The sequence below is a fragment of the Bradyrhizobium sp. Mp27 genome (genome assembly GCF_029953005.1).
GTDB lineage: Bacteria > Pseudomonadota > Alphaproteobacteria > Rhizobiales > Xanthobacteraceae > Bradyrhizobium > Bradyrhizobium barranii.
This window is the reverse complement of record NZ_JASAUS010000007.1, coordinates 93,191-106,828: the sequence shown is the minus strand read 5'-3', so window position 1 is coordinate 106,828 and position 13,638 is coordinate 93,191. Positions and strand designations below refer to the sequence as shown.

Genomic DNA, 13,638 nt, shown 5'->3' with positions numbered 1-13,638 from the left:
GCTCATGCCAATGCTCCGGCCGCGGCCTCCAGCGTCTTCCAATTATCTTCGCCGAACTTGGCGCGCCATTCCTTGTAGAAGCCGGCGGCCGACAGTCCCTTGCGGAACGCCTCCTTGTCGGAGACCTCGAAGGTGATGCCCTTGGCGATCAGCTGGTCCTTCAGCGTCAGATTGAGCTTTGCGGTGTCCGCGCGCTGCTCCATCGCGGCCTGGTCGAACTCGCGCCGCACGATCGCCTGCAACTCGTCGGGCAGCGCCTTCACCGAGCGGCGGTTGCCGAGGATGAAGAACGGATCCCAGATGTGGTTGGTCTCGGAGATGTATTTCTGCACCTCGTAGATCTTGCCGGCCTCGATGGTGACGAGGCCGTTCTCCTGGCCGTCGACGAGATGGGTCTGGAGCGCCGTGTACAATTCGTTGAAGTTGATCGAGGTCGGGTTGGCGCCGAGCGACTTGAACAGCGAGGTGAAGATCGGCGACACCGGCACGCGGATGCGGTAGCCGTCGAGGTCGGCCGGCGTCTTGATCGGCTTGGTGAACGACGAAATCTGCCGGAACGTGTTGTCGGCGGGCTTGGCCACCACCAGCGCGCCGGTCTTCTCGATCTGGGTTGCGATCAGCTTGCCGAGGTCGCCATCCATCGCATTCCAGACCTGGCCGTAGTCCGAGAACGCGAAGCCGACATTGGCGATGCCGGCGGTCGGCGCCACCGTCGACAGCACGGAGCCCGCGATGTTGAGGAAATCGACGCCGCCGCTGCGGATCTGGGTCAGGAGATCGGTGTCCGAGCCGAGCTGCGAGGCGGGAAAGAACTTGATCTCCAGCCGGCCGCCGCTCGCTTCCCTGATCCGCTTCACGGCCTGATCGAGGCGGGTGTTGATCGGCTGGGTCAGCGACTGGCCGGTGGCGAGCTTGTATTCGAACTCCGCGGCCTGCGCCGGCCGGGTGCGGATCGCGACCAGTGGAACGGCCGCAGCCGCCACCATGAAATTGCGGCGTGAAAGCGTGTGGTTCTTGCCCGACATCGTTGGTCCTCCCTGATGGTCTCGTTCGGCGCCTTTGTCGGCGCACGTGGTCGTTGCGGCGCGCAGGCTTTGCTGCGCCGGTGTCGTCAAAATCGCTTGTCTGGTGAAAGGCCTGGCCTTGCGTTCCTTCCCCCGGGCGGACCGGCGCTCTGCGCCGTCCAGTTTCCTCGTCGGCACCCGTCTGTCGCGGGTTGCCTTGAGGTTGAAGCCTAGATCGCTGGTCATGCACGACAATTGAATTATATTCGCCGTCACTTTAGCTGGCCTAAAAGGTTTCCTGATGCAGATACCCTTCCGCGCCATCATCGTCTTCCACGCGGTGGCGCGCGCGGGCAGCATTTCCCGTGCGGCGGATGAATTGCGGGTGACGCCGTCGGCCGTCAGCCAGCAGATCCAGGCGCTGGAGCTGCATCTCGGCACGGCGCTGACCTCGCGGGTCGGGCGCAACATCACGCTGACCGAGGCCGGCGAGCGCTATTTCGAGATGATCAGCCGCGAGATCGAGCACGTCACCGATGTCACGCAGCATGTCCGCGGCATCCGTTCCGCCACCACGTTGACGGTGCGCGCCGCGCCGAGCGTATCGAGCAAATGGTTGCTGCCGCGGCTTGCCAGCTTCGTCGACGCCAATCCGGACATCGAATTGCGGCTCGACGGTACCAATGAGCCGACCGATTTCCGCAAGGAGAATGTCGATCTGGAGATCCGCCACGGCGAGGGCGGCTGGGCCGGCCTGTTCGTCGAAAGCCTCGGCAAGGAGCGATTCTTTCCGCTGTGCGCGCCCACGTCCTTTGCGGCGGGCAGTCTCGCAGCCCAGGATCTGCTCGAGCACCGGCTGATCCATTCGGTGAAATCGCAGATGCAATGGCCGCGCTGGTTCACGGAGGCCGGCATCGAGCCTGCGGAACGCTGGAAGCGCGTGCTGTTCGACCGCAGCCACATGGCGATCGACGCTGCCGTCGACGGCCTCGGCATCGGGCTGGAGAGCGAGCTGCTGGCCTGGCGCGAACTGCGTGACGGCCGCCTGGTTTGCCCGGTGAAGAATCCGCCCGAGGTCACGCTGACCACGCAGTGGATTGTCTGCCCGCATGGCCATCTGCGCCACCGCAAGACCCGCACCTTCCTCGACTGGTTGCGCCGCGAACGCGACGCCTGGAGCGGCGCGCATGATCCGGAAAAGTGTGAAGCGGTTTTCCGAGAAAGATCATGCGCAAACTAAGAGCCAAAGCGCGCGGATTGTTTAGCGCGTCTACATCGTCGCGGCAGATAATCTGAATTGCCCTTGGATTCACCGCTGCCTAACGTTTGCTGCGAAACGGCGGACACAGCCGTCGTCAGAGAACGCCAAGGAAAAATCCCATGAATCTCCATCGCATGCTGCTGGAGCGCAAAGCTGCCGGCAAACCGATCACCATTGGCCTGATCGGGGCCGGAAAATTCGGCCTGATGTTCCTGTCGCAGGTACGCCAGACCGATGGCATGCATCTCGTCGGTGTCGCCGACCTGAACACGGGCCGCGCCCGTTCGCAGCTCAAGCTCGGCTGCTGGCCCGAGGAGCAATATGCGGCTGCTACGATCGACGATGCGCTGAAACAGGGCCGCACGATCGTCACCGACAATGCGGACGCCCTGATCACCCATCCCGCCATCGAGGTCATCATCGAAGCGACCGGAGATCCCGGCGCAGGCATCCGCTTCGCGATGAAGGCGATCGAGAACGGCAAGCACATCGTGATGGTCAATGTCGAGGCGGACGCAGTCGCAGGCCCAATCCTGGCGCGCAAGGCAAAGCAGGCCGGCGTGGTCTATTCGCTGGCCTGGGGCGACCAGCCGGCGCTGATCGCCGATCACGTCGACTGGGCCCGCGCAGCCGGCTTCAAGGTCGTCGCCGCCGGCAAGGGCACGCGCTACCACCCGACCTATCACCAGTCGACGCCCGACACGGTCTGGGACATCCTCGACAAGTACATGAAGATCAAGGATCGCAGCTCGATCAACCCGAAGATGTTCAACTCCTTCGTCGACGGCACCAAGTCGGGCATCGAGATGACGGCGGTGTGCAATGCGACCGGGCTGCATGCGCAGAGCGAGGGCCTGTCGTTCCCGCCGGCGACGCGGTTCGAGCACGCCGAAATCTGCAAGCCGAAATCCGACGGCGGCATGCTGGAGAAGTCGGGCGTCACCGAGGTCACGTCCTCGGTCTATCGTGACGGCACCGACGTGCCGCAGAGCCTCGTGATGGGGACCTATGTCGTGTTCGAGACCGACAGCGCCTATTCCGAGGAATGTTTCCGCGAATACAGCATGCTGCCGGACAAGACCGGCAAATATGCCTCGCTGTACCGGCCGATCCACATGATCGGGCTCGAGCTCGGGATCTCCGTCGCCTCCGCGGCGCTGCGCAAGGAGCCGACCGGCGCGCCGATCGTGTTCAATTCCGACGTCGTCGCGACCGCCAAGCGCAAGCTGAAGGCCGGCGAGATGCTCGACGGCGAGGGCGGCTTTTGCGTCTGGGGCAAGCAGACCCCCGCCGACGCTTCACTAAAGCATGGCTACCTGCCGCTCGGCCTCGCCCACCATGTCAAGCTCAAGACCGATATCGCGCCAGGTCAGCGCCTGAAATGGGAGGACGTGGAGTACGATCCCAATAGTCTCGCCGTGCGGGTGCGCCGCGAGATGGAAGCGGCCTTCCGGCAACCAAACATGGCTGCTTGATCGGTACAACGGCGGCGCGGCCTGCGCCCGACCAAAGCGCGATGACATCGATGAATCGTCATCGCGCTTTGGGCTATTACTCGAGCGTGGTCTTCGTACCGCTAGCGCAGCTTCAGCCGTTCCGCCGGCACCGTCATGGCGGCGACGCCGGCCATGACCAGCAGCAGTCCCAGCGCGAGGTTCGACGGCACGCTCTCGCCAAGTAGCAGCACGGACAATCCGACGCCGATCGGAATGCGCAGATAGCCTTGTGCGTTCGTGGTCAGCGTGCCGAGCCGGCCGAGGCAGACGTAGAACAACATCAATCCCAGCGCGCTGGAGACGATGCCCATGACGATTGTGGCGACGATCGCCGTCGGCGTCGGGTGCAGCGTCCAGGGCTGGTCGATGATCAGCGAGGGCGGCAGCAGCACGAGGCCGCCGAACAGCAGCGAGCCGGTCGCCACCACCATCGGGTCGTATTCGGAGAGCCGCAGGCCAAAGATCGTCGCGCAGGCGAAGGAGATGGTGGCGAGCAGGATCGCGATCTCGGCAATGATCTCGCTGCCGAAGCCGCGTAGCGCGTCCAGCCCGACGATGGCGATCGTGCCGGCAAGGCCGAGAATTGCGCCCGCGAGCTTTAGCAGCGTTGCCGGCTCGTGCCGCGTGATCAGAGAGGTGATCAGGAAGGCGAAGATCGGCGTCGTCGAGGCGAGCACCACCGTGTTCGACGCCGGGACATATTGTTGCGACCAGGTGATGATCAGGAACGGGAAGGTCGAATTGATCAGCTGCTGGGTCGCAAACAGCTTCCAGGCCTTCAAGTCGGTCGGCAGCTTGACGCCGCGCATCCACAGGATGGCAAACAGGAAGGCGAACGCGATCAGCGAGCGCGCCGAGATGAAGGTGATGGGAGGGATCGTGGGAAGCGCGAGCTTGGCCAGCGGATAGGTCGAGCTCCAGCAGCAGGCGAGCGCGAACAGCAGCGCGTAGTCGCGCCAGTTGCGCGCACCGGTGGCGATGATGGATGGCGACGATGATGCGGCGGCCGCCGTGCGGCCCGACGATGTGCTCTGCGGCACCTTGTTCCTGCTCCCCCGCGCCAAAGCGCTTGTCGCAAGTCTGGGCGAGGGAACGCGAAAAGGGAAGGCGTCGAGCTATGCGTTTGGCTGGAGTGCCGGCTTCCGCTTCACCCGCTTGATCGTGCCGGAGAAGGTGAACAGCGGCCGCCCGGCCGAGGTCAGCTTGCCCCGCAGGAAGATCAGCGAGCCGCCGGCGCGGGACACTTCGCCGACGCATTCGACCAGCTCGCCCTCGCGGGCCGCGTCGAGGAAATCACAGGCGAAATTCGTCGTCACGGCCGGGCCATCCAGCTCATGGGTGGCGATCGCGAACAGGCAATAGTCGGCGAACGCCATGAAGCAGCCGCCATGGACGTTCCCGGAGCCGTTGAGGTGCTTTTTCTCGACCCGGAACGCCGAGCGGACGCTGCCGTCGTCCTCGATCTTGTGCCAGAACGGGCCGATATGGCTCTCAAAACTGTCGCGAATCCAGGTCCGCCAGCCCGTGAACTCGCCATCGGTGGCGACGTGCAGGTCCGGGCGGCGGGTGGAGGGGACTTTGGTCAATTCGTGCAAGGAAATGGGCCTTCAATTACGGATCTTTAGCCCTTAAATCCGATCCGTCAGCGCCTTGCAATTCCCGTTCCCGCCGACCGCCTGCCCGCAAAACGTGGGACAGCGGGAAAATGCGCCATAAAGGGCTTTTCGTAGGCCCCCGATCTTCCTAAGAACGGCAAAACGCCGCGGAAAGCCCCGAATCCATGAAGAACGAACCCAAGATCACCCCCGAACTGGTTGCCGCCCACGGGCTCAAGCCCGACGAGTACGAGCGCATCCTGAAGCTGATCGGGCGGGAGCCGACCTTCACCGAGCTCGGCATCTTCTCGGCGATGTGGAACGAGCACTGCTCGTACAAATCGTCGCGCATCCATCTGCGCGGCCTGCCGACCAAGGCGCCCTGGGTGATCCAGGGCCCCGGCGAGAATGCCGGCGTGATCGACATCGGCGACGGCCAGGCCGTGGTCTTCAAGATGGAGAGCCACAACCACCCGAGCTACATCGAGCCCTACCAGGGTGCGACCACCGGCGTCGGTGGCATTCTGCGCGACGTCTTCACCATGGGCGCACGTCCCATCGCCTGCCTCAATGCGCTGAGCTTTGGCGCGCCCGAGCATGCCAGGACGCGGCATCTCGTCTCCGGCGTCGTCGCCGGGGTCGGCGGCTACGGCAATTCGTTCGGCGTGCCGACGGTCGGCGGCCAGGTGCGCTTCCACACCCGCTATGACGGCAACATCCTCGTCAACGCGATGGCTGTGGGCCTCGCCGACGCAGACAAGATATTCTATGCGGCTGCCTCCGGCGTGAACATGCCGATCGTCTATCTGGGCTCCAAGACGGGGCGCGATGGCATCCACGGCGCCTCGATGGCCTCGGCCGAGTTCGACGACAAGTCCGAGGAGAAGCGCCCCACCGTGCAGGTCGGCGATCCCTTCGCCGAGAAACTGCTGCTCGAGGCCTGCCTCGAGATCATGGAGAAGGGCTGCGTCATCGCGATCCAGGACATGGGCGCCGCCGGCCTGACCTGCTCGGCGGTCGAGATGGGCGCCAAGGGCGACCTCGGCGTCGACCTCGATCTCGACGCGGTGCCGACGCGCGAGACCGGCATGAGCGCCTACGAGATGATGCTCTCGGAGAGCCAGGAGCGCATGCTCATGGTGCTCAAGCCCGAGAAGGAAAAGGAAGCCGAGGCGATCTTCAAGAAATGGGGCCTCGACTTTGCGGTCGTCGGCTACACCACGCCGAGCAAGCGCTTTGTCGTCAAGCATGGCGGCGACGTGATGGCCGATCTGCCGATCAAGGAGCTCGGCGACGAGGCGCCGCTCTATGACCGGCCGCATATTCCTTCTGCCGCGCTGCCGGTCGTGCATGCGCGCGAGGTGCCGGCGCCGATGGGCGTCGGTGCCGCGCTGGAGAAGCTGATCGGCACGCCCGACATGTGCAGCAAGCGCTGGGTCTGGGAGCAATACGACCACGTCATCCTCGGCAACACCTTGCAGCGTCCGGGCGGCGACGCCGCTGTCGTGCGCGTGCAGGATGGGCCGAAGGGGCTGGCACTGACTGTCGACGTCACGCCGCGCTATTGCGAAGCTGACCCGTTCGAGGGCGGCAAGCAGGCGGTGGCGGAAGCCTGGCGCAACATCACCGCGGTCGGCGGCAAGCCGCTCGCGATCACCGACAATCTCAATTTCGGCAATCCTGAACGGCCCGAGATCATGGGCCAGTTTGTCGGCTGCCTGAAGGGCATCTCGGAAGCCTGCCGCACGCTCGACTTCCCGGTCGTGTCCGGCAACGTCTCGCTCTACAACGAGACCAACGGCCGCGCGATCCTGCCGACACCTTCGATCGGCGGCGTCGGCCTGCTCGACGATTTCACCAAGTCCGCTTCGCTGGCCTTCAAGGCGGAGGGCGAGGCGATCCTCCTGGTCGGCGAAACCCACGGCTGGCTCGGCCAGTCGGTCTACCTGCGCGACATCTGTGGTCGCGAGGAGGGCGCGCCGCCGCCGGTCGACCTCGCGGCCGAGAAGCGCAACGGCGACTGCGTGCGCGGCATGATCCATGCGGGCACCGCGACCGCGGTGCACGATCTCTCCGACGGTGGCCTCCTGATCGCGCTCGCCGAGATGGCAATGGCCAGCGGTATCGGCGCAAGACTGCTCGCGGCGCCGGCGGCGCTCGTGCCGCAGGCCTATTGGTTCGGCGAGGACCAGGCGCGCTATCTCGTCACCGTGCCGGAAGCGGACGCCGGCCGCGTGCTGGCCAAGATGCGCGGCTGCGAGGTGCCCTGCGTGCGCATCGGCACCACCGGCGGCGATGCGATCGCGATCGCGGGCGAGGCGCCTGTCACGATCGATAGCCTGCGGAAGTCGTTCGAGCGCTGGCTGCCGGAATATATGAGCGGGAAGGCGGCGTAAGGCGCTTTCTCCGTCATTGCGAGGAGCAAAGCGACGAAGCAATCCAGACCGTCTCCGCGGAGAGACTCTGGATTGCTTCGCTACGCTCGCAATGACGGGCGGAGAGACCTCGGCCTCACAAAACGTGCGACGCGCCCGGAATCTTCCGCAACATTGCCGTCAGTCCCCAGCTCAGCAACACCGTAAGCACGAAGCCGATCGCGGCCTTGAAGATCGCAGGCCACGAGTAGTCGAACAGCACATACTGGATCCACAGCGCGATCGGGTAGTGCACCAGGAACATGCCGTAGGCGTCCGCCTGCATGCGGTCGAGCAGATTCGGCCCCGGCGACTTCTGGTGCAGGAAAAAGGCGAGGATCGCGAGCAGGATCGCGGCCGAGAACAGCACGACGAACGTGCCGTAGATCGCCTGATACCAGTCCGGCAGCACGTTGGGATTCCCGAGGATTGCGCGCTTGATGTAGATCATGCACCACATCAGGCAGTAGGGCACCAGCGTGGCGATCACCCACATCCATCGGTTCTTCGGCAACTGGCCCTCGGCGCTGAGGATGCCGCGATCGAAGTTGGCGGCACCGACGCTGACGCCAATGAAGAAATAGGCGAAGTAGAGCAGGACGCGGCTCGCCTGCACCGAAAACGGTCCGAACTCGAACCATTTGTTGGCCCCGAAATGGACCAGCGCTGGCACGTAGACGACGGCGGTGACGACGACCAGCAGCAGCCAGAACACGGCCGGCTGGTCAAATCCGCGCAGCGAAACGCGGTTGACCGGATCGACCAGGTGGGCCGAGACCCGGTAGAGCAGGCTCGCAGTCAGGTCGAACGCCAGCAGCACCCACACGAACCAGATCGGCCCGCTCGGCCACGGCCCGACGGTGATCGTCTTCCACCAGAACGAAGCGAAGGTCAGCTCGGGATCGTGCCGCAGCGCGATCGCGTAATAGGCGATCGGGATGACCGTGAAGGCCGCGATCACGAACGGCAGCCCGAGCCGCAACAGGCGGTCGCGCAGGAAAACCTGTGGCGCCTTGCGCGCGATGCCGGACCACGTGAACAGTCCCGACAGGAAGAAGAACATCGCCATGAAGAAGCTGTCGGTGCAGAGCACGACGACGTCGAAGCCGATCCAGGACGCCGGGTCGGTGTGACCGAAATAGGTGTAGGGAATGACCGCGTGGTGCAGCAGCACCACCAGCGTGAGGAAGGTGCGGGTCCGATCGAGCGACAGATTGCGCGCCTTGGCTTTCGGCGCGGCGTGCGCCTCTGCGCCGATCGTCGCGGAATGTGACATCGTCATCATGGTCGCCCCGATTGCACTCCAGCCCTGGCCGGACTGTGCCGCCGGGAACCGGATTCAGCAAGCGCAGTTTATGCCGCGCCTTGCTCGCGGAGCGCCCTCAGGAACCAGTTCCGCGCAGCGAAGTTAGCGTTCGCGAATGGGTTGAGGGCCGCAAAACATGCGGCATCCACGTCGGAGCTGGCTATGACGATCCTGAAATGGGCGCTGATCTTTCTCCTGGTCTCGATCGTGGCCGGCGTGCTCGGCTTCACCGGCCTCTCGGCCGCCTCGGCCGATGTCGCCCGCTTCCTGTTCTATATCTTCGTCGCGATCTTCCTGGTGCTGCTGATACTGGGGCTCACGATCTTCAGGGCGTAGCCGGGCAGACGGGAGATTTGACATGGCGTGCCGGCTCTCAGGCTGGCCGGTCAATCGCTTGCGAACGGTCTCACGTGGGTGACCAGCCCCGCCAAGAACTCGTCGGGACGATCGAACGGAATGAAATGACTCCCCCCGCGCACCCAGACAAATTCCTTATGCGGAGCCGTGATCTGATTGAAGAGTTCTTCGGCCGGCCCGCTCGGTGTGTTGTAGTCCGCATCGCCCTCGATGAAGATCACCGGGATCGGAAACGCGAGCCCCAGCGAGGCGACGTCGCGCTTAAACATGGGGCCCTCTCGTCCGCGCAGATATTTTGCGGAGAAGGCCATGCCGTTGCGCCAGTTGTACCAGTCCAGCAGCGAGAATTCCGGCATGAATGGGGGCGGGACGGGACCTGCCAACTGGACGCTCTCGATGGAGGGTAGCCCCAGCACTTTGCTCCATTTGTCCGCAACCAGTCGATTTTGTGGACTGAACAGGGGGCGCGCGACGATTGGTGCCAACTCCGCCTGGGCCTCGCTGTTGCCAGCGGACTGCGCCAACGCTTGCAGATGCGCGATGGTGATCTCGAATTGCTTCTCGAACGTCACCCTGCCGACCACTTGTCCCGTGCCGACATAAGCATAAAACAGATCGGGGCGCTGCTTGACGATGTGAATGCCCAGAAACGAGCCCCAAGAATGCCCGACCAGGACAATTTTGTCCTTGTGCAGATGGGTCCGCAGATGCTCGACCAGCTCGACGCCATCCTGTGTCATCCGCTCCAACGTCATGGTTGGCGCGAGCGCGTCTCCAGCAGCGCCATAAGTGCGCCCGGTGCCGCGCTGGTCCCACTGCACGACGGTGAAATGCTTTTCCCAGGGGCGCCAGCCCGACGAGATCGGCAAGGTGGAGCCTCCGGGCCCGCCATGGACGAACAGGAGGACCGGGTTATCCCGATCCTCGCCGCGGATTTGAATCCATTGCTTGATTCCACCGATGTCGACGAAGCCTCCCTCCTGCACGCCCTTTGGTGAGCGGATCGCGAGAGTTTCGGCAGCAAGATGTTGGCGATAGGCGCGGAATCCCAGTCCGGCGGCGGCCACCACAATGAGGATGCCGGCCACGCCCAGCAACGAGACCCCAATCAGTCTTGCGGCTCTTCGCGGCATCCTGAGCCTTGCGTCGACGGAGCGGAGGCGGCCTGCGATCGCCCAGCGCCCCGGCGCGACGAGCCTACCCCACTTCCTCGATCTTCACCTTGTCCGGATAGAAGGCGAGATGGCCGGAAATCTCCGTCATAGCGGGAAAGGGCGTCTCGTAGGTCCAGATCGCGTTGTCGAGCGTCTTGCCGTCGGCCTTGACGCTGTAATAGCTCGCGTCCCCTTTGTAGGGGCAATGGGTGACGCGGTCGGTGCGCTCCAGCAGCGCCATGTTGGCGTCCTCCCGCGGCACATATTGCACCGCCGGATATTTGGCCTCCTTCAAGATCAGTGCCTTGCTGGTCTCGGCGATCACGATGTCGCCGGCCGTGACGCGGACGCGCCGGGGATTTTGGGTAATGGTGATGGGGTGGTCGGGCCCTGGAAGCTTCATGATTTCACGCCTTTTCGATCAATCTGCCGCGCGCGGCACTTTGTCGTGCCTTTATCCGGATGGGATCAGGGATATAGTGCCGGAATGCGTGACGTAGAAGCCCGTTCACGCTAAGTTTGGCCCTGCCGGTCCGGGGACCCCGGCAAGCGATTCGAAGCCGAGACAGGAGCAAGACCCGAATGCCCATGGACGCCCACGATATCGAGGCGATGATCAAGGCAGCGATCCCCGATGCCGAGGTGACGATCCGTGACCTCGCCGGCGATGGCGACCACTATGCCGCGACCGTGATCTCGGAATCCTTCCGCGGCAAGTCCCGCGTCCAGCAGCACCAGATCGTCTATCAGTCCCTGCAAGGCCAGATGGGCGGCGTGTTGCATGCGCTGGCATTGCAAACCGGGGTACCGGGGGCCTGATCTGATCGCGTGACGGGGGGATGACGATGGCTGCGGACAATCCTCGCGGCGCGATGTTTCGCGTCATCGCTCCGAACCAGCACAGCCGCGTCACCAATGCTGAGCTGTTCTTCGACCTCGTCTTCGTCTTCGCCGTCACGCAGGTCTCGCACACGCTGCTGCACCATTTCACGCCGCTCGGCGCGGTGCACGTCACGGTGCTGTTCCTCGCGGTGTGGTGGGTGTGGGTCTACACCGCCTGGGTCACCAACTGGCTCAATCCCGAGCTGACTCCGGTCCGCATCCTGATCTTCCTGATGATGCTGGGCGGCCTCGTGCTGTCGACCACGATCCCGACCGCCTTCGAGGGGCGAGGCCTGTGGTTCGCGATCGCCTACGCGACCATGCAGGTCGGACGCACCGCCTTCTGGCTGTTCGCGACCCCGCGCCATCGAACGGCCGTCCGGCACAACGCGATCCGCATTCTGGTCTGGCTCTGCGGCTCCGCGATCTTCTGGATCCTCGGCGGTCTCGCCCATGACGAGGCGCGGCTGTGGTTCTGGATCGCGGCGCTCGCGATCGAATACGTCTCGCCCGCGGTGCGCTTCTGGGTCCCGAAGCTCGGCTTCTCGTCGGTAGAAGCCTGGGCCGTCGAGGGCGGCCATATGGCCGAGCGCTGCGCCGGCTTCATCATCATCGCACTCGGTGAAGCCGTCGTCGTCAACGGTGCCACCTTCGCCGAGCTGGAGTGGACCGCGGACAACATCCTGGCCTTCATCTCCGCGCTCACCGGCGCCATCGCGATGTGGTGGATCTATTTCCACAAGGGCGCGGAAGCCGGTTCCGAGCGCATCTCGAAATCCGCGGAATCCGGCCGGCTGGCGCGGCTCGCCTACACCTATCTGCACATGCCAATCGTCGCCGGCATCATCCTGACCGCGGTGTCGGACGAGCTGGTGCTGAAGCATCCGACCGGCCATTCCGATATCAGGACCATCGTGAGCACGGTCGGTGGTCCCCTGGTGTTCCTGGTCGGCACCATCCTGTTCAAGCACGCGATCCGCGGCTTCCTCCAACTCTCCCACGGCATCGGCATCATCCTGCTACTGGTGCTGTGGTGGTTCGCCGCCGATCTCTCGCCGCTCTGGCTGTCGGTCGCGTCGACCGTGATCATGATCGTGGTCGCGGTCTGGGAGTCGGTGTCGCTGGGGACGAAGCCGGAGGAGGCAGAGGCGCATTGAGTCCCGGCGCCACTGGCGCCGGAGCCTTTACTCCGCCGCCTCCAGCGCGTGCACCGAAAACATCTTCGCCGCGTCCGTCCAGCTTTCGCGCACCTGCCAGCCCGCGCCCTGCGCCAGCGCAGCAAAACGCTCGAGGCTGTATTTGTAGCTGTTCTCGGTGTGGATGCTCTCGCCGGGCCGGAACGAGAAGCTGGTGCCGAGGAGGCGCACGGTCTGGCTCTTCTTGCTGATCAGGTGCATCTCGATCCGGTGCCGCTCGCGGTTGTAGATCGCGCGATGGGTGAAGGCGGACAGGTCGAAATTGCCGCCGAGCTCGCGGTTGATGCGCACGAGCACATTGAGGTTGAAGCGGGCGGTGACGCCGGCGGCATCATTGTAGGCGTCGTGGAGGACGCGCTCTTCCTTCTCGAGGTCGGCGCCGATGATCATCTGCGCGCCCTTGCCCAGGATCTTGCGGGCGCTCTTCAGGAAGGCCTGCGCCTCATGCGGCTCGAAATTTCCGATGGTCGAGCCGGGGAAGAAGCCGACCTTGGGCATCGATGCGACTGCCTTGGGCAACTCGAACGGCGTGGTGAAGTCGGCCGCCACCGGATAGATGCCGAGCGTCGGGAAGTCCCGCTTCAGGCCGTTGGCCTGCGCCTTCAGGAAGTCGCCGGAGATGTCGACGGGCACATAGGCCGCGAACCTGCAGTGATCGAGCAGCAGGCGGACTTTCGTGGTTGCTCCGGCGCCGAACTCGACCAGCGCCGCATGCTGCGGAATGATCTTCGCGATCTCGCTGCCGCGCTCCTTCAGGATCGCAAGCTCGGTCCGCGTCGGGTAATATTCCGGCAGGCGCGTGATTGCCTCGAACAGCTCCGAGCCGGTCGCGTCGTAGAAATATTTCGGCGACAGCTTTTTCGGCTTCTGCGAGAGGTCCTCGATGGCCTCGCGGGCGAAAGCGGTGGTCTGCTCGTCGGGGAGATGGGCTTCGGCCAAAGCGCTGGCGTGCACATTCATGATACTCTCCTGA

13 protein-coding genes are annotated in these 13,638 nt (G+C 64.3%); 6 read left to right on the top strand and 7 right to left on the bottom strand.

The genetic code is table 11. The annotated features are described in order from the left end of the window. Positions 1–2 precede the first annotated feature (2 nt). The gene (locus tag QJT78_RS07315) at positions 3–1,025 is read right to left on the bottom strand and encodes a TRAP transporter substrate-binding protein (protein WP_028147498.1); all 1,023 of its coding nucleotides are present in this window, start codon (positions 1,023–1,025) and stop codon (positions 3–5) included. 280 nt (positions 1,026–1,305) lie between these two features. Between QJT78_RS07315 and QJT78_RS07310 the strand changes: the two genes are divergently transcribed. After that, positions 1,306–2,244 (top strand): LysR substrate-binding domain-containing protein, encoded by a 939-nt coding sequence (locus tag QJT78_RS07310; RefSeq protein WP_038941999.1) that lies wholly within the window; start codon positions 1,306–1,308, stop codon positions 2,242–2,244. Between the two features lie 140 nt (positions 2,245–2,384). Beyond that, on the top strand, positions 2,385–3,740 hold the full coding sequence (locus QJT78_RS07305) for a Gfo/Idh/MocA family oxidoreductase (protein WP_028147496.1): 1,356 nt from the start codon (positions 2,385–2,387) through the stop codon (positions 3,738–3,740). Positions 3,741–3,841: 101 nt separating this feature from the next. Here QJT78_RS07305 and QJT78_RS07300 read toward each other — a convergent pair whose 3' ends face one another. Both QJT78_RS07300 and QJT78_RS07295 read right to left on the bottom strand, forming a co-directional pair. Next, positions 3,842–4,801 (bottom strand): DMT family transporter, encoded by a 960-nt coding sequence (locus QJT78_RS07300; RefSeq protein WP_028147495.1) that lies wholly within the window; start codon positions 4,799–4,801, stop codon positions 3,842–3,844. Between the two features lie 75 nt (positions 4,802–4,876). Continuing rightward, positions 4,877–5,356: a PaaI family thioesterase gene (locus tag QJT78_RS07295; protein WP_028147494.1), complete on the bottom strand. Its 480-nt coding sequence runs from the start codon at positions 5,354–5,356 to the stop codon at positions 4,877–4,879. Positions 5,357–5,541: 185 nt separating this feature from the next. On the opposite strand from QJT78_RS07295, the gene purL reads away from it, so the two are divergent. Further along, positions 5,542–7,752 carry a phosphoribosylformylglycinamidine synthase subunit PurL gene (gene purL, locus QJT78_RS07290; RefSeq protein ID WP_028147493.1) on the top strand — a complete coding sequence of 737 codons (2,211 nt, stop codon included), beginning with the start codon at positions 5,542–5,544 and terminating at the stop codon, positions 7,750–7,752. Between the two features lie 115 nt (positions 7,753–7,867). Here purL and QJT78_RS07285 read toward each other — a convergent pair whose 3' ends face one another. Continuing rightward, positions 7,868–9,055 (bottom strand): acyltransferase, encoded by a 1,188-nt coding sequence (locus QJT78_RS07285; RefSeq protein WP_028147492.1) that lies wholly within the window; start codon positions 9,053–9,055, stop codon positions 7,868–7,870. 183 nt (positions 9,056–9,238) lie between these two features. Here QJT78_RS07285 and QJT78_RS07280 point away from each other — a divergent pair, with 183 nt between their 5' ends. After that, positions 9,239–9,412 carry a DUF1328 domain-containing protein gene (locus QJT78_RS07280; protein WP_028147491.1) on the top strand — a complete coding sequence of 58 codons (174 nt, stop codon included), beginning with the start codon at positions 9,239–9,241 and terminating at the stop codon, positions 9,410–9,412. Positions 9,413–9,462: 50 nt separating this feature from the next. Here QJT78_RS07280 and QJT78_RS07275 read toward each other — a convergent pair whose 3' ends face one another. Next, entirely contained in the window at positions 9,463–10,521 is a 1,059-nt protein-coding gene (locus QJT78_RS07275; RefSeq protein WP_240537469.1) for an alpha/beta hydrolase, read from the bottom strand. A gap of 109 nt (positions 10,522–10,630) precedes the next feature. Beyond that, positions 10,631–10,990 (bottom strand): DUF427 domain-containing protein, encoded by a 360-nt coding sequence (locus tag QJT78_RS07270; protein WP_014494138.1) that lies wholly within the window; start codon positions 10,988–10,990, stop codon positions 10,631–10,633. Positions 10,991–11,169: 179 nt separating this feature from the next. Between QJT78_RS07270 and QJT78_RS07265 the strand changes: the two genes are divergently transcribed. Both QJT78_RS07265 and QJT78_RS07260 read left to right on the top strand, forming a co-directional pair. Next, a complete protein-coding gene (locus QJT78_RS07265) occupies positions 11,170–11,406 on the top strand; it encodes a BolA family transcriptional regulator (protein WP_028147489.1) in 237 nt (78 codons plus the stop codon). Positions 11,407–11,432: 26 nt separating this feature from the next. Next, on the top strand, positions 11,433–12,626 hold the full coding sequence (locus QJT78_RS07260; protein ID WP_028147488.1) for a low temperature requirement protein A: 1,194 nt from the start codon (positions 11,433–11,435) through the stop codon (positions 12,624–12,626). A 27-nt stretch (positions 12,627–12,653) separates the two neighbouring features. Here QJT78_RS07260 and egtD read toward each other — a convergent pair whose 3' ends face one another. Next, entirely contained in the window at positions 12,654–13,625 is a 972-nt protein-coding gene (gene egtD, locus QJT78_RS07255; protein ID WP_028147487.1) for an L-histidine N(alpha)-methyltransferase, read from the bottom strand. Positions 13,626–13,638: the final 13 nt, after the last annotated feature.

Coding starts and splice junctions, on each gene's coding strand:
- QJT78_RS07315 (WP_028147498.1), bottom strand. CDS start 1,025: ATGTCGGGCAAGAACCACACGCTTTCACGCCGCAATTTCATGGTGGCG.
- QJT78_RS07310 (WP_038941999.1), top strand. CDS start 1,306: ATGCAGATACCCTTCCGCGCCATCATCGTCTTCCACGCGGTGGCGCGC.
- QJT78_RS07305 (WP_028147496.1), top strand. CDS start 2,385: ATGAATCTCCATCGCATGCTGCTGGAGCGCAAAGCTGCCGGCAAACCG.
- purL (WP_028147493.1), top strand. CDS start 5,542: ATGAAGAACGAACCCAAGATCACCCCCGAACTGGTTGCCGCCCACGGG.
- QJT78_RS07285 (WP_028147492.1), bottom strand. CDS start 9,055: ATGATGACGATGTCACATTCCGCGACGATCGGCGCAGAGGCGCACGCC.
- QJT78_RS07280 (WP_028147491.1), top strand. CDS start 9,239: ATGACGATCCTGAAATGGGCGCTGATCTTTCTCCTGGTCTCGATCGTG.
- QJT78_RS07270 (WP_014494138.1), bottom strand. CDS start 10,990: ATGAAGCTTCCAGGGCCCGACCACCCCATCACCATTACCCAAAATCCC.
- QJT78_RS07265 (WP_028147489.1), top strand. CDS start 11,170: ATGCCCATGGACGCCCACGATATCGAGGCGATGATCAAGGCAGCGATC.
- QJT78_RS07260 (WP_028147488.1), top strand. CDS start 11,433: ATGGCTGCGGACAATCCTCGCGGCGCGATGTTTCGCGTCATCGCTCCG.
- egtD (WP_028147487.1), bottom strand. CDS start 13,625: ATGAATGTGCACGCCAGCGCTTTGGCCGAAGCCCATCTCCCCGACGAG.